The organism is Sphingomonas leidyi, from assembly GCF_011761945.1.
Taxonomy (GTDB): domain Bacteria; phylum Pseudomonadota; class Alphaproteobacteria; order Sphingomonadales; family Sphingomonadaceae; genus Sphingomonas; species Sphingomonas leidyi.
This window is the reverse complement of the sequence record NZ_JAASQV010000003.1, coordinates 375,001-393,405: the sequence shown is the minus strand read 5'-3', so window position 1 is coordinate 393,405 and position 18,405 is coordinate 375,001. Positions and strand designations below refer to the sequence as shown.

Annotated in this window: 13 protein-coding genes and 1 tRNA gene; 8 read left to right on the top strand and 6 right to left on the bottom strand. The window is 68.0% G+C overall.

What is annotated here, in order from left to right; translation table 11 throughout:
* Positions 1–33: 33 nt before the first annotated feature.
* Positions 34–1,359, bottom strand: coding sequence for a sensor histidine kinase (locus FHR20_RS17105; protein WP_167300820.1), 1,326 nt, complete (start codon positions 1,357–1,359; stop codon positions 34–36).
* The gene (locus FHR20_RS17100) at positions 1,349–2,743 is read right to left on the bottom strand and encodes a sigma-54-dependent transcriptional regulator (RefSeq protein WP_167300819.1); all 1,395 of its coding nucleotides are present in this window, start codon (positions 2,741–2,743) and stop codon (positions 1,349–1,351) included. Before FHR20_RS17100 ends, FHR20_RS17105 begins: the two co-directional genes overlap by 11 nt.
* 427 nt (positions 2,744–3,170) lie before the next feature.
* Here FHR20_RS17100 and FHR20_RS17095 point away from each other — a divergent pair, with 427 nt between their 5' ends.
* From FHR20_RS17095 to pelA, 4 genes are all read left to right on the top strand, one after another.
* The gene (locus FHR20_RS17095) at positions 3,171–4,472 is read left to right on the top strand and encodes an efflux RND transporter periplasmic adaptor subunit (RefSeq protein ID WP_243857496.1); all 1,302 of its coding nucleotides are present in this window, start codon (positions 3,171–3,173) and stop codon (positions 4,470–4,472) included.
* Between the two features lie 20 nt (positions 4,473–4,492).
* The gene (locus tag FHR20_RS17090; RefSeq protein ID WP_167300922.1) at positions 4,493–5,173 is read left to right on the top strand and encodes an ABC transporter ATP-binding protein; all 681 of its coding nucleotides are present in this window, start codon (positions 4,493–4,495) and stop codon (positions 5,171–5,173) included.
* Positions 5,174–5,196: 23 nt separating this feature from the next.
* Positions 5,197–7,695 carry an ABC transporter permease gene (locus FHR20_RS17085; RefSeq protein WP_167300818.1) on the top strand — a complete coding sequence of 833 codons (2,499 nt, stop codon included), beginning with the start codon at positions 5,197–5,199 and terminating at the stop codon, positions 7,693–7,695.
* 509 nt (positions 7,696–8,204) lie between these two features.
* Positions 8,205–9,488, top strand: coding sequence for a pectate lyase (gene pelA / locus FHR20_RS17080; RefSeq protein ID WP_167300817.1), 1,284 nt, complete (start codon positions 8,205–8,207; stop codon positions 9,486–9,488).
* Between the two features lie 71 nt (positions 9,489–9,559).
* Here the strand turns inward: pelA and FHR20_RS17075 are convergent, their stop codons facing one another.
* Together FHR20_RS17075 and FHR20_RS17070 are read right to left on the bottom strand one after the other, a co-directional pair.
* The gene (locus FHR20_RS17075) at positions 9,560–11,431 is read right to left on the bottom strand and encodes an ABC-F family ATP-binding cassette domain-containing protein (RefSeq protein ID WP_167300816.1); all 1,872 of its coding nucleotides are present in this window, start codon (positions 11,429–11,431) and stop codon (positions 9,560–9,562) included.
* Positions 11,432–11,474: 43 nt separating this feature from the next.
* A complete protein-coding gene (locus FHR20_RS17070) occupies positions 11,475–12,299 on the bottom strand; it encodes a PhnD/SsuA/transferrin family substrate-binding protein (protein ID WP_167300815.1) in 825 nt (274 codons plus the stop codon).
* 351 nt (positions 12,300–12,650) lie between these two features.
* On the opposite strand from FHR20_RS17070, the gene FHR20_RS17065 reads away from it, so the two are divergent.
* Positions 12,651–13,013, top strand: a complete 363-nt coding sequence (locus FHR20_RS17065) for an RcnB family protein (RefSeq protein WP_208413695.1) — start codon at positions 12,651–12,653, stop codon at positions 13,011–13,013.
* Between the two features lie 109 nt (positions 13,014–13,122).
* Here FHR20_RS17065 and FHR20_RS17060 read toward each other — a convergent pair.
* Together FHR20_RS17060 and FHR20_RS17055 are read right to left on the bottom strand one after the other, a co-directional pair.
* Positions 13,123–13,199: transfer RNA gene (locus FHR20_RS17060), tRNA-Pro, on the bottom strand.
* 77 nt (positions 13,200–13,276) lie between these two features.
* Positions 13,277–14,572: an FAD-dependent oxidoreductase gene (locus tag FHR20_RS17055; RefSeq protein WP_167300814.1), complete on the bottom strand. Its 1,296-nt coding sequence runs from the start codon at positions 14,570–14,572 to the stop codon at positions 13,277–13,279.
* Positions 14,573–14,670: 98 nt separating this feature from the next.
* Between FHR20_RS17055 and pnuC the strand changes: the two genes are divergently transcribed.
* The 3 genes from pnuC to FHR20_RS17040 all read left to right on the top strand — a co-directional run bounded on the left by pnuC (position 14,671) and on the right by FHR20_RS17040 (position 18,281).
* Positions 14,671–15,219, top strand: a complete 549-nt coding sequence (gene pnuC / locus FHR20_RS17050; RefSeq protein ID WP_167300813.1) for a nicotinamide riboside transporter PnuC — start codon at positions 14,671–14,673, stop codon at positions 15,217–15,219.
* On the top strand, positions 15,216–15,740 hold the full coding sequence (locus FHR20_RS17045) for an AAA family ATPase (protein ID WP_167300812.1): 525 nt from the start codon (positions 15,216–15,218) through the stop codon (positions 15,738–15,740). The genes pnuC and FHR20_RS17045 overlap by 4 nt, the downstream gene beginning before the upstream one ends.
* A 216-nt stretch (positions 15,741–15,956) precedes the next feature.
* Positions 15,957–18,281: a TonB-dependent receptor gene (locus tag FHR20_RS17040; protein ID WP_167300811.1), complete on the top strand. Its 2,325-nt coding sequence runs from the start codon at positions 15,957–15,959 to the stop codon at positions 18,279–18,281.
* The last annotated feature ends 124 nt before the right edge of the window (positions 18,282–18,405 follow it).

Genomic DNA, 18,405 nt, shown 5'->3' with positions numbered 1-18,405 from the left:
GAGTAGTTTCAAGGGTTTGTCCGGGTTCTCACCCTAGAGCAAGATCCGGAACAGCGCGCCGCCGCCCGGGGCATCGGTGATCGCGATGCTGCCGCCATGCGCCACCACGATCTGGCGCGCGAGGTTCAGCCCCACGCCGGTGCCGGTCGCGCGGGTGGTGAAGAAGGGCAGGAACACGTCCTGGCGCAGCCCTTCGGGCACGCCGGGCCCATTGTCCTCCACTTCGATCGCCAGCGCCTCGCGGTCCGGGAACAGCCGCAGCGCCAGCCGGGGTGGGCGCTTCTGGCCGGCCATGGCCTGGGCCGCGTTCTGCAGCAGGTTGATCAGCACCTGCGCCAGCAGGTCGGGATCGGCATCGATCGCCAGCCGTGCCGAGGCCACATGGATCTCGAGCGGCACCTCCGGCTCGCGTGCGGCGAAGATGCGGCCCAGCTCCTCGGCCCAGGGCTGGGCGGCAAAGGCCTGGCGCTGGATTATCGGCGTGTGCGCCACCGTGCGATAGGCCTCGATGAAATGCCCCAGCCCATGCGCGCGCCGGGCGAGGGTGGAGACCGCTGCACGCGCATCGGCGATCCGCGGATTGGCCGCCAGCTCGGGATCGTCGAGCAGGTCCGCCGCGGTGGCGGCGAGCGACGTCACCGGCGTCAGCGAATTGAGGATCTCATGGGTCAGCACCCGCACCAGATCGGTCTGCGCGGCCATCTCGACTGCGTCGAGCGTGCCCTGGATCGGCTGCACCGTCACCACCCGGATGCTGCGCCCCAGCCGCTCGAGCATTCCCGAGCGGACCAGCGCGCGCTGCGTCCGCCCCTCGATCGCCAGCAGCAATATCTCCTCTGTCGCGCCGCCACCGGCCAGCCGCTTGGCGAGCGTCGCGCCATAGACGGCGTAGTCCTCGGCCCGGGTGCCGGGCGTCTTCCGGAACAGGCGCCGCGCCGCCTTGTTGGCGGGGGCGACCTGGCCCTCGCCGTCGATGGTGAGCAGCGCCACCGGCATATCGTCGACCAGCGCTTCCAGAAAGCGCATCTCGGCGGCAGCGGCCATCTGGCGCGCGCGCAGCCGATCCATCGCCGAATCGAGCGCGGTGCCGAGCGCTTCGAACCCGGCGTCGCGATGGCCGCCGAAGCGGGCGGCGGTATCGTCGAAGCGCAGCGCCTCGACGAAGCGCGCGACATCGACATTGGTGCGCGAGACGTGGCGCCACAGCCCCCAGACCGCGCCCAGGACGAGCAGCAGCGCGACGATCCGCGCCGCGCCCAGCCCCGGGGTGAAGAGCGTCAGGGCTGCGGCGGCAAGCGCGCCTCCCAGCGCCGCGATCCAGGCGGCCAGGCCGGGCGCGAAGCGCCGGTCAAAGCCCATGCTTCTCCATCCTGCGATAGAGCGCCGCGCGCGACAGGCCCAGCTCTGCGGCGGAGAGCGAGATGTTGTAGCCGTGCTTCTTCAGCGCCTCCTCGACGATCCGGCGCTCCATCCGATCCAGGTTGAGGTCGTCGTTCTGCTGGAGCTGCGGCGGCGGCGTGATCGCCACGCTCGGGAAGCGCGGCATCGCGCGTATGAGCGCGAAGTCCTCCGGCTCCAGCGCTTCCTCGCGCGCCAGGATCACTGCGCGTTCCAGGGCGTGGCGCAGCGCGCGGACATTGCCCGGCCAGTCATGCTCGAGCAGTGCCATCCGCGCCGCCGGACTCAGCACCGGCACCGGCCGCCCGTAGCGCTTCGCATAATGCTGGAGATAATGGGCGACGAGCTGCGGCAGGTCCTCGTGGCGCGCGCGGAGCGGGGGCAGGTCGATCTCCACCGTGTTGAGGCGGAAGAGCAGGTCCTGGCGGAAATGGCTCTCGTCGCGCAGCTTCTCGGGCGGCAGGTTGGTCGCGGCGATCACGCGGATATCCACCGGCACCGGCTTGTTGGCGCCCACCGGCGTCACCTGGCGCTGCTCGAGCACGGTAAGCAATTTGGGTTGGAGCCGCAGCGGCAGGTTGCCGATCTCGTCGAGGAACAGCGTGCCGCCATGCGCCGCCTGGATGCGGCCCACCCGGTCGGTACGGGCATCGGTGAAGGCGCCCTTCACATGGCCGAACAGCTCGCTGTCGATCAGGTCCTCGCTGATCGCGCCCAGGTCGACCGTCAGCATCCCCTGGTCCGCCCGCAACGACTGGCGGTGCAGCTCGCGTGCCACCAGCTCCTTGCCGGTGCCGTTCTCGCCCAGCACGAGCACATTGGCATCGGTGGGCGCCGCGCGGGCGATCAGCGAATGGACGCGCGCCATCGCCGGCGAATCGCCGAGCAGGGGCGACGCGCCGACCGGCGGGGCGGGGGAGGGCGCGCCCCTGCCGCTCACTGCCTTGCGCGAGCGGCGGAGCGACGCGGCGGTGCGCACGGTGGCCAGCAGCTTCTCGTTCGACCACGGCTTGGAGACGAAGTCGGTCGCTCCGCGCTTCATCGCCGCCACCGCCACCTGAACGCCGCCATGCGCGGTGATCATCACCACCACCATCTCGGGATCGACCGCCAGCAGCTTGTCCAGCCAGGCCAGCCCTTCGGCCGCATCGGTGGCGCCGCGCGCGAAATTGGCGTCGAGCAGCACCGCGTCGGGCGTACGCGCCTGGATCAGCGGCAGCGCCTCTTCGGGGCTGCGCACCGCCTCGACATCCCTGAACAGCCTGCGCAGCAGCAGCCGCGAGGCCATCAATATGTCCTCGTCGTCGTCGATCACGACGCAGAATTCGAATTCCGGATCGCTCATTCTGCCCGCTCCCGTACAGCTAGTGTGCGGAACCGGACAATCAATTTACGTGCCAAGCCCTGGTCCCCCCTCGGCGCGCAATTGGCACGGGTCATGCTGACACTCCGATGAACGGCGCAAGTGCCGGAGGAGGAAATCGTGCGGCGCACCGGAGCAGGGAAGACGGAGGGAAGGACGCTCGCGGCACTCGGCGCGCTCGCGCTTCTGCTTTGCGCCCTGCCGCAAGGCCGCTTCGGGCTCGACCTCCGCGTCCAGGCGAACGCCACGCGCGCTGCGCTCGATCTCGGGCCGATTTCGTTTCGGATAGCGTTCGATTCCGGACGCTCCTGTCCGGAATCGAACAGTTGCCGTGTGAGGATGTGACGTGCCGCCGCTGGGGAAAGCGATTGGCACGGCTGTTGCTGGGGTAGTTGGTGGGGAAGAGGACATGGCGGTTTTGCGAATGCAGAAGGACAGGGGGGCCGTCTCCGGAAGCGGGATGGACCAGGTCGTCGAGAAGCGGGGGCTTTCGGGGCGGCTCAAGGTCGCGCTCGGCGCGGTGGTGCTGCTGCTCGCGCTGGCCGGCTTCTGGTGGTTCGCCCCGTCGGGCGCGAGCCAGACGGTGGGGGCGGACCGCGTGACCATCTCCAGCGTCACCCGCGGCACGTTCGACGATTTCATGCCGCTGCGCGCGCGCGTCACGCCGCTGCTCACCGTCTATATCGACGCGGTGGAGGGCGGCCGGGTCGAGAAGATGCTGGTCGAGGACGGCGCCACCGTCGCCGCCGGCCAGCCGATCGCCCTGCTCTCCAACGCCGAGCTCCAGCTCTCCACCCTCGCCCGCCAGACCGAGGTGGAGCAGCAGATCAACAACATGCGCAGCCAGGAACTGGCGCTCGCCCAGACGCGCCTGTCCAACGAGCGCGCCGTGCTCGCCGCCGAGACCGTCTATGACAAGGCCCGCCGCCAATATGACCGGGAAAAGCCGCTCGCCGATCGCGGCTTCGTCTCGGGCAAGCAGTTCGCCGACACCCAGGCCGATTACGCGCTCAGCCAGCGCAACCTCGCCGCCCTGAAGCGCAGCCAGGCGACCGATGCGCGCCTGCAGGGCAGCCAGCTCTCGCAGCAGCAGGCCGCGGCCAAGTCGATGCAGTCGGGCCTGGCCATCGCCCGCGCCAATCTCGACGCACTCCAGCTGCGCGCGCCGGTGGCCGGCCAGCTCTCGGGCTTTTCGGTCCAGGTCGGCCAGTCGCTCGGCCGCGGCGAGCGGGTCGGCCAGATCGACAGCCCCGGCCGCAACAAGCTGATCGCCGGGGTCGACGAATTCTATCTCGGCCGCGTCCAGCTCGGCCAGCAGGCGGCGCTCGACTGGGGCGGCAAGCGCTACGGCGCCAAGGTCACCAAGATCTATCCGCAGGTGCAGAACGGCCAGTTCCAGGTCGACCTGCAGTTCACCGGCGGCGAGCCGCCCCAGCTCCAGCGCGGCCAGACCATGCAGGCGCGCCTCACCCTGGGGGATTCCGCACCCGCGCTTCTGATCCCCAACGGCGCCTTCTACAACGATACCGGCGGCGCCTGGATATTCGTCGTCGCGCCCGGCGGCGCTTCGGCGGAGAAGCGCAACGTGCGCCTGGGCCGCCGCAACACCGATTTCGTCGAAGTGCTCGACGGGCTCGAACCCGGCGAGAAGGTGATCACCTCGCCCTATACCGGTCTCACCGACAAGACGCGCCTGGACCTGACCAAATGACCGAAAAGAAAGGGAATCCGATGCTGCAGATGCGCGAACTCTCCAAGGTCTACCGCACCGACACGGTACAGACGACGGCGCTCGACGCGATCGACCTCGAAATCGCGCAGGGCGAATTCGTGGCGATCATGGGCCCGTCCGGCTGCGGAAAGTCGACCCTGCTCAACATGATCGGCATGCTCGATAGCCCGTCCTCGGGCAGCTATCTGTTCAACGGCCAGGAAGTCGCCGGTCTGGGCGAGACCAGGCTCGCCGATGTCCGCAAGGAGAATATCGGCTTCATCTTCCAGAGCTTCAACCTGGTCGACGAGCTGAGCGTCCGCGACAATATCGAGCTCGCGCTGCTCTACCACAAGGTCCCTGCCGCCGAGCGCAAGCGCCGGGTGGAGGAAGTGATGGACCGCACCGGCATCGCCCATCGCGCCAAGCACCGGCCGAGCCAGCTCTCGGGCGGCCAGCAGCAGCGCGTCGCCGTCGCCCGGGCGCTCGTCGCCAGCCCGAAGCTGATCCTCGCGGACGAGCCGACCGGCAATCTCGACACCCAGCATGGCGAGGAAGTGATGCACATGCTCCAGACCCTCAATGCCGAGGGTTCGACGATCGTGATGGTCACTCACTCGCCGGCGCATGCCGACTATGCCGGCCGCATCGTCAACATGCTCGACGGCCGCGTCCTCCAGGAACGCCGCCGCGCCGCCTGAAACTCCGGGAGAGGAGAAAGCCCATGTGGCGCAACTATCTGACGGTCGGCCTGCGCGCGCTTGCGAAGAACCGCACCTATGCCTTCATCAACCTGTTCGGCCTGGCGATCGGCCTGGCGGCCTGCCTGTTGATCCTGCTCTACGTCCAGTATGAGCGCAGCTACGACAACTGGCTGCCCGATGCGGGGCGCACCTATCAGCTCCAGGTCTATTACAAGAGCAAGACCACCGGCGACGGGTTCGAGAACCAGGGCGCGCCCTATGTGACCAAGGGGGCGCTGCTCAAGGATTTCCCGCAGATCGAGAGCGCCACCTATATGGGCGGCCCGCCGCTCACGCTGCTCAAGGACGGCGAGGCCAGGCAGGTCGATGAGGGCAGGCTGGTCGACGGCGCCTTTCTCGACACGATCGCGCTGCCGATGGCGCAGGGCGACCGCAAGGCGCTCTCGCGGCCCGGAACGGTGGTGCTGAGCGAGGACGAGGCGAACAAGATCTTCGGCACCAGGAACGTCGTCGGCCGTACCCTGACGCTGCTCACTTCGGGCAAGAAGGCCGATTACCGCATCACCGGCGTGTTCAAGGACCTCCCCAAGCACTCGCACATGGATATGCGGATGCTGGTCCGCGTCGATTTCCCGAGCATGTTCCCGGAGGACAATGGCTATCTGACCAGCTGGGGTTGGACCTCGGGCTGGGTCTATGTGAAGCTGCGCCCGGGCGTCGATGCCGCCACGGTGAACAACCAGCTGGAGGCGTGGAAGAAGCGCAACATCCCGGACATTACCTTCAACGGCCAGAAGCATAATCCCGGCGACGAGCGCACCTTCAAGCTGGTCGCGGCGCCCGACGTCCATCTCGGCCGCGCCACCGGCTCGGCGATGACCGCCGGCAACGACGTGCAGACGATCGTCACCTTCGCGGCCATCGCGGTGATGATCCTCGCCATGGCCTGCATCAACTTCACCAACCTCGCCACCGCCCGCGCCAGCCAGCGCGCTCGCGAAGTGGCGCTGCGCAAGGTGCTGGGCGCCACCCGCCGCCAGCTGATGACGCAGTTCATCGGGGAATCGATCCTGCTCGCGACCATCGCGATGCTGCTCGCGCTCGCCCTGGTCGAGATCGTGCTGCCCTGGTTCGGCAACTTCCTCGATGCCGATCTCGAACTGCATTATTTCGGCCATGGCGGAATGTTCCTGCCGATGATCGGCCTGGTGCTGCTCGTCGGCGCGGCCGGTGGGCTGTATCCGGCCTTCTACCTGTCGCGCTTCCAGCCGGCGCGCGTGCTCAAGGCGAACAAGTCCGCGGCGGATGCCGAAGGCTCGGGCCTGTTGCGCAGCGCGCTCGTCGTGATCCAGTTCGCCGTCTCGATCGGCCTGATCATCTGCACCGCGGTGGTCTATTCGCAGAACGTCTATGCCCGCTCGCTCGATCCGGGCTACAAGCGGGCAGGGCTGATCCAGCTGGCCGGCATCGGCTCCAAGACGCTGGAGCCCCAGGCCGATGCGCTAACCCGCGCGATCGCCAAGGTGCCGGGCGTCGATTCCGTCGGGCGGACGATGATCGGCGTGGTGACCGGCAACACCTCCTCCACTTCGGTGGTCGTGCCCGGCCGCACCGATCCCGTCGACATCGGCATCTACGGCGTCGACGCCGGCTTCTTCCCCACCATGGGCATCCGCCTGGTCGCCGGCCGCCTGTTCGAGGAGAACCGCCCGGCCGACGACATGACCACGCCGGTCCCCGAGGATCCGGCGGCGGAAAGGGCGTTGGTCGCGCGCGGCGGCCATATCGTGATCAACGAGGGCGCCGTGAAGCGCATGGGCTTCAAAAGCGCGCAGGAAGCGATCGGCAAGACGGTCCGGTACGGCGTGAAGGACGAATATGGGGGATTGATGAACCTCACCATCATCGGCGTCGTCGCCGATGCGCGCTTCCGCACCGTTCGGACCGCGATCGAGCCGACCATGTTCCTGTTCGACAGGCACAGCGTGAGCTGGCTCGTCGCGCGCTTCCACGGCGACCCGCGACCGGTGCGCGAGGAGATCGAGAAGGTCTGGCGCCGTTATGCGCCCGACGTACCCTTCGACGCGACCCTGGCCGACGAAGTGATCGCCCGGGCCTATAAGCGGCTCGACGCCCGTGCGCAGATGTTCGGCATGTTCGCGATCCTGGCGGTGGTGATCGGCTGTCTCGGCCTGTTCGGCCTCGCCGCCTTCACGGCGGAGCGGCGGACCAAGGAGATCGGCATCCGCAAGGTGCTGGGCGCGCGCACCGCCGATATCGCGCGGCTGCTCGTCTGGCAGTTCACGCGGCCCGTGGTGATCGCCAACATCATCGCCTGGCCCGTCGCCTGGTGGCTGATGCGCGAGTTCCTCAACGCCTTCGACGCGCGCATCTCGCTCACGCCGGTGCCCTTCATCGGCGCGAGCCTGCTCGCGCTGGCGATCGCGGTGCTCACCATCGGCGCCCATGCCTTCCGCGTGGCGCGCACCAATCCGATTCATGCCCTGCGCTACGAGTAGGCGCGTCAGTTCAGGGCCATGAGGAGCGGGCGAGGGGGCAACCTCTCGCCCGTTTTTCGTGCGTCGACACTGGGTTGAGAACCCAAACAAGTATCTGATTTTCGTTCGTCATCCCCGCGCAGGCGGAGATGACGGCGTTAGCTGAATGAGTCCCCAACCTAGGGGCTGAGCGGCTCCGGCGGCGCGCGGAAAATTCCTCGCGCGATGAAACCGACCAGGCCGATCGCCGCGACCGCGCGCCCGCCGAAGCCCTTCATCGCATTGTACAGATCGCGAATGACCGGGCCATATTGCCAGGCTCGAGGAGCCGATCGGCAACGAGACGTGCGTCAGCCATGTCTGAACACTCCTCCGATGCGCATGCGGCCAATATAGCGGAGGTTCGCAAGAACGCGCACAGATCATGTACACGGGCCGCCACGGCGAGCGCCAGCCGATACCGGCTCGCCCCGGCTGGCGCTCGCAATCAAACCCGCTATTCTCGGACAAAATCCAAATCGGGAGGGGACATGATTCGCATCGCAAAGATCGCTCTGCTCGCAGCTGCAGCGATGACACCGGTAGCATATGCGGCGGTCGAAGTGATCGGCCAGATGACGCCGGCCGCACCGATCACCGAGGCGCGCATCGCCGCGCTTCCCAAGGCGGAGCAGGGCGCCTGGACCACCTATCTCGCCCGCTCGCGTGCGCTGATGGCGGCGGACAAGGCCGCGCTCGCCGCCGAGCGCCGGGGCCTGGCCGAGATTCCCGCGCCGCCGCCCAGCGGCAAGTCGGGCGGGAGCGGCATGTCCGCCAACCTCGCCGCGGCCTTCTATGCCACGCCCGAGGCGCGCCGCGTCGCGGACAACATCGTCAGCTTCCAGACGCCCGCCGGCGGCTGGGGCAAGAATGTCGATCGCGACGGCCCGGTCCGGGTGAAGGGCCAGCATTATGTCCCCGTCGAGCATCTGCCCGCCAATGCGCGCACCGGCGACGACGAGGCGTGGAGCTATGTCGGCACGATCGACAACAATGCCACCACGTCGGAGTTGCGCTTCCTCGCCCGCGTCCAGTCGATGGCGCCGGGTGCGGAAGGCGAGGGGTATCGCGCGGCCTTCCTCAAGGGCGTGCGCTATCTTCTGGGCGCACAATTCCCCAATGGCGGCTGGCCGCAAATCTATCCGCTCCAGGGCGGCTATCACGACGCGCTGACCTATAACGACGATGCGCTCTCCTCGGTCGTGACGGTGCTCGCCGAGGTCGCGCGCCGCCGCGACGATTACGCCTTCGTGCCCGAAGCGCTGGCCGCCGAGGCCAGGGCCGCCTGCGACAAGGCGATCCGGCTGATCCTCGCGACCCAGGTGGTCGTCGACGGCAAGCGCACCATCTGGGGCCAGCAGCACGACGCGCTCACGCTCGCGCCCGCGGGGGCCCGGAACTTCGAACCGGCCGCCCTGTCCTCCGACGAGAGCGCGGACCTGTTGATCTTCCTGATGAAGCAGGCGGGCCGGTCTCCCGCGGTCGAGGCGGCGGTGCGGGACGGGGTGGCGTGGATCGAGGCGCATGCCATCCGCGGCGTCGCCTTCGAAAAGGGGCCGGACGGCCGCAAGCTGGTCGACAAGCCTGGCGCCGGCCCGATCTGGTCGCGCTATTACGACATCCGGACCGGCAAGCCGATCTTCGGCGACCGCGACCGCTCGATCCACACCGACGTCAATGCGCTCAGCCAGGAACGCCGCAACGGCTATAGCTGGTACAATGCCGGCCCCGCCAAGGCGCTGGTGGCGTACGAGAAGTGGGCCGGGCGCAAATAGGCTCTCCCCGGAGGCCCCTATCGGAAAGGGGACAAGTGTCGAGCGGATGGGGGCAGCGGGGAGCGCCTGGTTCAGCCCGCTGCTTCCAGCGCCTCGCTGGCTGCGAGCCATGCCGCCTCGGCCGCCTCGAGCCGCGCTTCCACTTCGCCGCGCCGCTTCATCAGCTCGCCCATCGACAGGCCCTTGAGCGCCGGCGAGGCGATCCCGGCCAGCGCCCCGTCCACTTCGGCCAGCGCCCGCTGCGCCTTGGCGATCTCGCCCTCGGCGTCCTTGACGGCCTTGCGCAGGCCGGCCGACGCCTCGCGCGCCTGGGCGGCGGCGCGACGCTCCTCCTTCTTGTCCACCGGCGCGGCGGCGGGCGCGGGGGCCGGCGCCGGCTCCTTGCCGGAGACGACGAAGGCGGCATATTCCTCGATCGTCCCGTCGAACTCGCGGGCGGTGCCGCCGTCGACGAGGAGCAGCCGGTCGGCGACCAGTTCGAGCATGTGGCGGTCGTGGCTGACCAGCACCACCGCGCCCTTGAACTCGGCCAGCGCCTGGACCAGCGCCTCGCGCGTATCGACGTCGAGGTGGTTGGTCGGCTCGTCGAGGATCAGCAGGTGGGGGGCGTTGTGCGTCACCAGCGCCAGCGCCAGCCGCGCCCGCTCGCCGCCCGAAAGCTTGCCCACCGCGGTCAGCGCTTTGTCGCCCGAGAAGCCGAACCGGCCCAGCTGCGAGCGTACCTGCACCGGCGTCGCGCCCTTCATCACCCGGCCCATCGTCTCGACGGGCGTGTCCTTCGGGTCGAGCTCCTCGACCTGATACTGAGTGAAATAGCCGACCGTCAGCTTGGTGGCGGTGGCCATCTCGCCTTCCATCACCGCCAGTTCGCCGGCCATCAGCCGGGCCAGGGTGGTCTTGCCGTTGCCGTTGCGGCCGAGCAGCGCGATCCGGTCGTCGGGATCGAGCCGCAGCCCCACGCGCGAGAGGATCGGCTTGCCGGGCTCATAGCCCACCGCGACATGGTCGAGCGTCAGCAGCGGCGGGCGCAGGCCCACCGGATTGGGGAATTGGAAGGTGAGGCTGGGATCCTCGGCCACTGCCGCGATCGGCTGCATCCGCTCAAGGGCCTTGACGCGGCTCTGCGCCTGCTTGGCCTTGCTCGCCTTGGCCCGCCAGCGGTCGACGAACGCCTGGAGCTTCTCGCGCTCGGCGACCTGCTTCTCGCGCGCCGCCGCCTGCTGGGCCAGTCGCTCGGCCCGCTGCCGCTCGAACGCGTCATAGCCGCCGGGATAGAGCGTGGTCTGGCCGCGATCGAGGTGGAGGATATGGTCCGCCACATTGTTGAGCAGATCGCGCTCGTGGCTGATCAGCAGGATCGTGCCGCGATAGGCGCGCAGGAATCCCTCGAGCCACATCACCGCTTCCAGGTCGAGGTGGTTGCTCGGCTCGTCGAGCAGCAGGATGTCGGGATTGAGGAAGAGGAGCGAGGCCAGCGCCACGCGCATCCGCCAGCCGCCGGAGAAGCTGTCCATCGGCCGAGCCTGCATCGCCTCGTCGAAGCCCAGGCCCTTCAGGATGCGCCCGGCGCGGGCTGGCGCTTCATAGGCGTCGATCTGGTCGAGCCGCTCATAGATATGGCCGAGCCGGTCGGGGTCGGTCTGGGTCTCCGCCTCGACGAGCAGCGCGGCGCGCTCGACATCGGCTTCCAGCACCGTGTCGAAGGCGCTGGTCTGGCCGCCGGGTGCGTCCTGGCGGAGATAGCCGAAACGGGCGTTGCGCGGGATATCGACCGAGCCGGTGTCGGTCTCGATCATGCCGGCGATCGCCTTCATCAGCGTCGACTTGCCGGCGCCGTTGCGCCCGATGAAGCCGACTCGGGCACGCGGCGGGATCGCGGCGCTCGCGCCCTCGATGATTGCCCGGCCGCCGAGCCGGATGGTGATGTCGCGGAAGGAAAGCATGGGCGGCGCCTAGCAGCACTCGGCCGCTTGCCCAAGCCATGTATCAGCGCGTCCTGAACGCCTCGTAGCGCGCCCGGTCATAGGCCATGAACCGTGTCGCGCCATCGGCCTCGCTCCAGCCGGCGGCAAGTGCGACGGCGGTCGGGCCTCCCTGCGCGCCGAGCAATGCGGCCTGGATCTCCGCGCAGGGCGTCGCGGGGCCTTCGTGGCACACGACCGGACCGGGCGGGAGCGGGGCGGAGCGCCAGATCGGGCGCAGGGTGGCGGCTTTCGCCGGGTCGCTTGCCTGCAGCCTGCGCCAGGGATCCTCCGTCAGCGCGGCGACATCGGCGCGGCCCTCGATCAGATCGGCCAGCGCTGCCTCGTGCGTGCCCGCCATCCGGCGCGCGGCGAAGGCCGATGGTGCGCTGCCCGCCGAACGCAGCGCTTCGGCCTGCACCAGCCCGCCCGAGGTCGATCCCGGCAGCACTTCGCTATAGCGCAGCCCGGAAGCTCGCTTGCCCAGCGTATCGAGCGTGTCGATGCCCGTCTCGCGCCGCACCAGCAATACGCCGCGATAGCGATCCAATACCGGCGGCGGCGTGTCGAGCACGGCGATGGCCCGCAGGTTCGGGCAGTCCCGCACCTCGACGAACGCGCCGAGATTGGTCATCGCCACATCGACTTCGCCCCTGCACAGCGCTTCGGCCAGCGCGGTCGGTGTCGGCAGCAGCACGATTTCGGCCGGACGCCCCGCGATTCTCCCAGCCAGCGCCGCGATCGGTCCCAGCGCGATCCGGCGATCGTAGCGCGGATAGCTGTAGGTGCCGACGCGCAGCGGCGTCGCCTGCGCGGGCGCGGCGAGCGAGAGCAGGAGAGACAGCAGCATGCGTTGAGCGACTCCTCGCGCGTTGGTCGGGCGGAGACATCTCGCACATCCGTTTGCAACGGAAAAGCGGACCGACGGGTCGCTGCTGCCGGCCTTGCATCGATGCGGAATGAGAAGAGGGCAGGATAGGCGACTCACCCGTTCCTGCATATCGAGTCAATTACGTAATCCTACGCATGCCACCGAGGGGGAGGCATTCCCATATCGCAGGCGATCGAGTCAGTGACGGAGATCGTTATGCGCAAGAATCTGTTCTGTTCTGCCTTGGCGCTTGCCTGTGCGGGCGCAGGTTTGACGCTCGGCGTGTCGCCGGCGATGGCGCAGGCCCATCATCAGGGAGGCGGGAGGCAAATGGCCGCGCCCGAGATGGAGCGTGCGCCCATGGCCTATCCGCGCTTCGAACGCCCCCAGGGCACCCAGACGCGCCCGAGTCAGCTCGATCGGCCCTATTACAACCATAACTTCAACGCCGATCGCACCTATCACATTGGCCCGTACCATCCGCCCCGGGGCTTCCAGTATCGCCGCTGGGCCTATGGCGATATCCTGCCCGGCATCTTCTGGGGGCAGGACTATTGGCTGACGGACTATTGGCTGTTCGGCCTCGACGTTCCGCCGGTCGGCTATGAATGGGTGCGCTACGGGCCCGATGCGCTTCTGGTCAACATAACGACCGGAGAGGTCATCCAGGTCGTCTACGGGCGTTTCTTCTGAAGGCGGCAATCCCCCGGCGTCAGCGTCGGGGGATGGCGCGCGTCAAGAGGATCCGCGGGAATGCCGCCCCCCGGATGGGGTAGGATCGACGATTTGCATGAGGATGAAATGGTCGGGGAAAGAGGATTCGAACCTCCGGCCCCTGCGTCCCGAACACAGTGCTCTACCAGGCTGAGCTATTCCCCGACCGGCGCATCCGGGGCGAACCCCGACTGCGAGGGGGCGCCTATAACCACGCCGTGGGAGTCACGCAAGCCACTGAATCAGCTTTTCCGCGCGCCCAGCATGGCATCGACCGAAACGAACTTCTCGCGCGGGGCGCCGATGCGGGCGGCAGCGATCTCGGCGGCGTCGATCTTCTGCCAGTCGCGGAAGGTGACCAGCTCCACGCCCCGCCCCGCCAGCAGCGCGTCCAGCCCCGGCCGGCCGGCCTTTTCCGAGCCCTCGCCGACATCCTCGGCGATCTTCTCGGCGATGGCGAAGCCGTCGGGCCGGTTGGTGCCGATCGTCCCCGTCGGCCCGCGCCGCGCCCAGCCCACCGCATAGAGGCCGGGCAGCACGCGCCCGTCGAGATTGGCGAATCGCCCCGCCTTGTCGTCATAGGGTACGCCGTCGATCGGCGGCGTGCGATAGCCGATGCAGCTCACCACCAGGCCGGCCGGCACCGCATAGGTCTCGCCCGTGCCATGGGCGTTGCCGTCCAGGCCCAGCGCGGTGCGCTCGACGATGACGCGCTCGACCTTGCCGTCGCCTTCGATCGCCACCGGCATGGCGAAGAAATCGAAGACGATGCGGATCGGCTTGTCGGGCATGCCCTGCGCGAAGCGGCGCAGATGCCCCACCGACTTGCGCTGCCCGGGGTCGAGGACCGTATCGTCCTCCGCCGGCGGCAGGTCCGCGGGGGAGACCAGCGGCGTGGCGCGCCGGAGCTCGCCCAGCTCGCCCAGTTCCTTGGGCGTCATCGCGATCTGGTGCGGGCCGCGGCGGCCCAGGATGGTGATGGTGTCGACATGCCCACCCCGCAGCGCGCCCAGTGCATGGGTGACGATGTCCGACCCCTCGAACTCGTCCTGCGTCTTGGCGAGCACGCGGGCGACATCGAGTGCGACATTGCCGTTGCCGATCACCACCGCCGGCCCGTCCAGCGGCGGATCGAGATCGGCGAAGTCGGGATGGCCGTTGTACCAGCCGACGAACGCCGCCGAGCCGACCACGCCGGGCAGGCCGGCACCGGGGATGTCCAGCTTGCGGTCGTGCGGCGCGCCGGTGGCGAGCACCACGGCGTCATAGAGCGCGCGCAGTTCGTCGATCGACACGTCCCGGCCCAGCGTGACGTTGCCGACGAAGCGGACATTGTCGGTCAATGCCACCGCCTCGTAGCGGCGCGAGACGCCCTTGATCGACTGGTGATCGGGGGCAACGCCGGTGCGGATCAGCCCGAAAGGCACGGGAAGCCGGTCGATGATGTCGACCCGGACCTGATCGCCGAACACCTTCTGGCAGGCTTCGGCCGTGTAATAGCCGGCCGGCCCGGAGCCGATCACCGCGACGTGACGCATGGGCATTCCTCCCGCGATCTGAGGGGGCCAGCCTAGCGCCCGGGCGGGGAAGGGCAACCCTCTCGACGGGCGCCCGGGGTTGTTGCTAGGCCGTGCCGATGATCGAAACGACCGCCAGCCTGCTTGGCTTGATCAACGTCTTCCTGGTCGTTCGCCGCAGCATGTGGAACTATCCCTTCGCGCTGGCGATGGTCTCGCTCTACGCCTGGGTCTTCTATCACGAGAAGCTCTACAGCGACGCGCTGCTCCAGCTCTTCTTCTTCGTGGTCAATCTCTATGGCTGGCGGAACTGGGCGCGCTCGCGGGCAGGGAGCGGCGAAGTGGTGGTCGAGACGATGGGCGTGCGGGCGCGCCTGGCCTGGGCGCTGGTCTGCGCCGCGGTGATCGGCACCTGGGGCTATGCGATGCACCGGCTCACCGATGCGGCCTATCCCTGGTGGGACGGCAGCATCGCGGTGCTCAGCATCGCCGCGCAGATCCTCCAGTCGCGCCGCAACTGGGAATGCTGGGTGCTCTGGATCACCGTCGACCTGCTCGCGATTCCCCTTTTCGCCATCAAGGGTTTGTGGCTTACGGCGAGCCTGTACTGCGTATTCCTGGCCCTTTCCGCTTGGGGGCTGATCAACTGGTTGAAGGCACGGGAATGAAGCTGCGCACCATCTGTCTCCACGGGCCGGAGAGCACCGGCAAGTCCACGCTGGCGCCGCGCATCGCCGCCTATCTCGGCGGCGAGGTGGTGGACGAATATGGCCGCGAATATGCCGAGGCGCGCGGCATCGACTTCACGATGCGCGACCTGCTGGAGATCGCCAAGACGCACGACGCGGGCGCGCGCACCATGGTCGCGGCCGGCCTCCGGCCGCTGGTGCTCGATACCGATCCGTTGATGACTGCGGTCTGGGCCGACATGCTGTTCGGCGAGCGCGACCCCTGGTTCGACGAATGGCAGGGAACGGCGGACCTCTATCTGCTGTTCGATATCGACATGCCCTGGCGCGCCGACGGCACCCGCATGTTCGGCACCCGGGAACTGCGGCAGAAATTCTACGACCTCAGCAAGGCCGAGCTGGAGCGGCGGGGTGTGCGCTGGGCGCATGTCTCGGGCCAGGGCGAGGAGCGCTATGCCAATGCCATCGCCGCGATCGAGGCAGCCCAGGCGGACGGCTGAACGCGGCAGGGGCAGTTGCAGGATGCGTATGCTGCACTTGCGAGAAATTGTCGGTTCTTGTCATAGTTCGTACACAATCCGATCCTAACGGCGCCCTTGCAGGGGGCGAGAGCCACTCTTCGATAACAAGAATGCCCGGCGTGACGGTGGCGCGATTCTGCGAATGCGGGGTCGTGGCCGTTGCTGCGTGTCGGGCGCACAGCAGGGAAGAACCACATGAAGATCCGCATCACCAGATCTGCCCTTTTCCTGGGCGCGGCATTCGGCGCGCTCGCCATCGGCGGCACCGCGCAGGCGCAGGATACTGCCGCCCCGGCCGCCGACGAGCCCACGACCGAGATCGTCGTCACTGCCGAGCGCCGTCCCGAAGCGCTGAAGAACACGCCGGTGTCGGTCGCAGTGATCGGCGGCCAGGATGCCCGCGACTTCACCGCCAGCGGCGACGACACGCTGCTCGCGCTGTCGGGCAAGGTTCCCAGCTTCTATGCCGAGACGACCACCGGCCGCATCTTTCCGCGCTTCTACATCCGCGGCCTGGGCAATATCGACTTCTACCTGGGCGCCTCGCAGCCCGTTTCGATCATCCAGGACGACGTGGTGCTCGAGCATGTCGTGCTCAAGTCGAACCCGGTCTATGACCTCGACCATGTCGAAGTGCTGCGCGGCCCGCAGGGTTCGCTGTTCGGCCGCAACACCACGGCCGGCATCGTCAAGTTCGACACCGTCCGCCCGTCGCTGGACGGCCTCGATGCGCGCGGCACGCTGAGCTATGGCAGCTATAACAGCATCAGCCTCGACGCCGGCATCGGCGGCCCGCTGGCCGACAATGTCGCGATCCGCGTCTCGGGCCTGTTCCAGCATCGCGACAACTATGTCGACAACGCCTATTCCGGCCCGAACTCGGACGGCACCCAGCGTCCGAAGAAGAACGCGATGGGCGGCTTCGACGAGCGCGATGCCCGCATCCAGCTGCTGGTGAAGCCGACCGAGGACTGGACCTCGCTCTTCTCGGCGCACATGCGCAACTATCACGGCACCTCGACGCTGTTCCTGCGCAACGGGCTCAAGAAGGGCTCGAACGACGTCAGCAACGTCTCGCGCACCACGGTCCAGTATGACGAGGCGGCGAACAACCCGCAGGACTACGACACCTATGGCATGTCGTGGAACAACGGCTTCGATTTCGGTCCGGTCACGCTGACCTCGATCACTGCCTTCGAGACCAGCTCGGGCTATAGCCGCGGCGACACCGATGGCGGCTTCAGCCAGCTCGGCTACAATCCGGCGACGGGCACGTGCCGCGATTGCGGCCAGTCGATGGGCCGTCTGCGCGGTCTCGACCAGTGGTCGCAGGAAGTCCGCCTCGCCAGCAACGGCGATGGTGCCTTCAAGTGGCAGATCGGCGGCATGTACTTCGACAGCCGCGACATCACCGAGTTCTACCAGCGCGCCTGGTTCCTGAGCCCCGGCGTGGTCGGCCGCAACCCGAACAACTGGGTGCGCCTGCACGACGTGAACACCAGCTGGGCGCTGTTCGGCCAGGCGAGCTATCAGGTGACGCCGCGCTTCCGCCTGACCGGCGGCGTGCGCGTGACCCAGGACACGAAGACCACCGATCTGCTGAAGACCGCCGACACCGCGGCGGGCGCCGTGACCTATGCGGGCCGCCGCCATGTCCGCCTGTCGGACCGGCAGCCGAGCTGGGACGTGAGCGCGCTCTATGAGGCGAGCGACGATCTGAGCCTCTATGCCCGCGTCGCGCGCGGCTTCCGCGGTCCGACCATCCAGGGCCGCTCGGCCGTGTTCAACTCGGACTTCACCACCGCCAATTCGGAGACGATCCTGTCGTGGGAGGCCGGCATCAAGTCGAGCCTGTTCGACAACAAGGTCCGCTTCAACCTGACGGGCTTCTACTACACGGTCGACGACATCCAGCTGAACGGCAACGACTCGAACGGCAACGGTGTGCTCTTCAACGCCGACAAGGCCGAGGCATATGGCGTCGAGGCCGAGCTGAACGTGCGCCCGGTGCGCAACCTCGCGCTCTCGTTCGGTGCCAGCTGGCTCCATTCGGAGATCAAGGACAAGCGCGTCTACGCCCAGGTCTGCGCGCTTGCCGGCACGGTGGTCTGCACGGTCAACGACCCGACCATCACCCGCACCGTCTTCGGTTCGCCGGCGGTGTTCGCACAGATCGATGGCAACCCGCTGCCGAACGCGCCGGAATATAACCTCAGCGCCACGGCCCGTTACGACATCCCCGTCAGCGACAGCGGCAAGGTCTTCATCTCGACCGACTGGAACGTGCAGGGCTACACCAACTATGTGCTCTACAAGACCAACGAGTTCTACTCGAAGGGCAATTTCGAAGGCGGCCTGAAGATCGGCTACCAGGGCGGCAACGGCGCCTGGGAAGTCGCTGCCTTCGCCCGCAACATCACGAACGAGAAGAACCTCAAGGGCGTGATCGAAAACTATATGGCCGCGGTGCTCAACGAGCCGCGCGTCATCGGCGTGTCGCTGACCGGCCGGATCCATTAATCCCGTTTCCGGCGGTCAGTCGGGCCCGGCGGATTGCAACTCCGCTGGGCCCGTCCCCTTTCCAGGGCAAAAAAAAGGGCGGGTGCCGATGGCGCCCGCCCTTTTCTCCACCGTTCGGAAAATG

Coding starts and splice junctions, on each gene's coding strand:
- FHR20_RS17105 (WP_167300820.1), bottom strand. CDS start 1,359: ATGGGCTTTGACCGGCGCTTCGCGCCCGGCCTGGCCGCCTGGATCGCG.
- FHR20_RS17100 (WP_167300819.1), bottom strand. CDS start 2,743: ATGAGCGATCCGGAATTCGAATTCTGCGTCGTGATCGACGACGACGAG.
- FHR20_RS17095 (WP_243857496.1), top strand. CDS start 3,171: ATGGCGGTTTTGCGAATGCAGAAGGACAGGGGGGCCGTCTCCGGAAGC.
- FHR20_RS17090 (WP_167300922.1), top strand. CDS start 4,493: ATGCTGCAGATGCGCGAACTCTCCAAGGTCTACCGCACCGACACGGTA.
- FHR20_RS17085 (WP_167300818.1), top strand. CDS start 5,197: ATGTGGCGCAACTATCTGACGGTCGGCCTGCGCGCGCTTGCGAAGAAC.
- pelA (WP_167300817.1), top strand. CDS start 8,205: ATGATTCGCATCGCAAAGATCGCTCTGCTCGCAGCTGCAGCGATGACA.
- FHR20_RS17075 (WP_167300816.1), bottom strand. CDS start 11,431: ATGCTTTCCTTCCGCGACATCACCATCCGGCTCGGCGGCCGGGCAATC.
- FHR20_RS17070 (WP_167300815.1), bottom strand. CDS start 12,299: ATGCTGCTGTCTCTCCTGCTCTCGCTCGCCGCGCCCGCGCAGGCGACG.
- FHR20_RS17065 (WP_208413695.1), top strand. CDS start 12,651: ATGGCCGCGCCCGAGATGGAGCGTGCGCCCATGGCCTATCCGCGCTTC.
- FHR20_RS17055 (WP_167300814.1), bottom strand. CDS start 14,572: ATGCGTCACGTCGCGGTGATCGGCTCCGGGCCGGCCGGCTATTACACG.
- pnuC (WP_167300813.1), top strand. CDS start 14,671: ATGATCGAAACGACCGCCAGCCTGCTTGGCTTGATCAACGTCTTCCTG.
- FHR20_RS17045 (WP_167300812.1), top strand. CDS start 15,216: ATGAAGCTGCGCACCATCTGTCTCCACGGGCCGGAGAGCACCGGCAAG.
- FHR20_RS17040 (WP_167300811.1), top strand. CDS start 15,957: ATGAAGATCCGCATCACCAGATCTGCCCTTTTCCTGGGCGCGGCATTC.